Genomic DNA, 1,072 nt, shown 5'->3' with positions numbered 1-1,072 from the left:
GACGTCGCTGTCCACCTCGACCTCGACCACGGCAAGCTCGCTGTCCACGGGAGTCAGTTCGCTGTCGACGGGCGTGAGCTCGCTGTCCACCGGCGTCAGTTCGCTCTCGACGGGTCTGTCGAGCACGAACAGCAGCGTGACGTCGCTCTCGACGTCGAGTTCGACGGCAACGAGCTCGCTGTCGACCGCGATCTCGGCGAGCAAAACGCATTACTACAGCGTCAACGACAACGGCACGCAGCAGGCCAACTACAACAACGACGGCGCGACGGGCGTGAACGCGCTCGCCGCAGGCACGGGCGCGACGGCAGCGGGGGCGGCCGGCGTGGCGGTGGGCAACAACGCAAACGCGGCGGGAGACAACGCCGTGGCAATCGGTTCGGGCGCAACGGCCGCGAATGCCGGGGCGGTGTCATTGGGCAACGGTTCGGTTACGGCCGCAGCCAACCCGACGTCCACCGGCACGGTAGGCGGCACGACATACAGCTATGCCGGTACGAGCCCGACCAGCGTGGTCAGCGTAGGCGCAGCGGGTGCGGAGCGGCAGATCACCAATGTGGCCGCAGGCCGCGTGAGCGCGACGAGCACGGACGCCATCAACGGCTCGCAGCTCTTCGCGACCAACCAGGCGGTGGATTCGCTTTCGACCTCGACCTCCACGGGCATCAGCTCGCTGTCCACGGGGTTGTCGAGCACGAACAGCACGGTGAGTTCGCTGTCCACGGGCGTGAGTTCGCTCTCGACCTCGACGTCGACGACGGCCAGCTCGCTCTCCACCGGCATCAGTTCGCTCTCCACGTCGACCTCGACTACCGCGAGCTCGCTCTCTACGGGCGTGAGTTCGCTTTCGACTTCAACGTCGACCACGGCAAGCTCGCTCTCCACCGGCCTTTCGACAACGAACAGCTCGGTGACATCGCTGTCGACGTCGAGTTCGACGGCCACGAGTTCGCTGTCGACCGCAATCTCGGCCAGCAAAACGCATTACTACAGCGTCAACGACAACGGCACGCAGCAGGCCAACTACAACAACGATGGCGCGACGGGCGTGAACGCGCTGGCCGCCGGCACA

General features: G+C 66.0%; 1 pseudogene. It reads left to right on the top strand.

Annotated elements, in window-relative coordinates:
• Window positions 1-136: 136 nt before the first annotated feature.
• Window positions 137-1,072 (top strand): annotated as a pseudogene (locus PXJ20_RS32830) (hypothetical protein); the annotation flags it as partial.

This window comes from Paraburkholderia sp. A1RI_3L (assembly GCF_048957895.1).
GTDB classification, from domain to species: domain Bacteria; phylum Pseudomonadota; class Gammaproteobacteria; order Burkholderiales; family Burkholderiaceae; genus Paraburkholderia; species Paraburkholderia kururiensis.
This window is presented reverse-complemented; position numbering and strand designations above follow the sequence as displayed.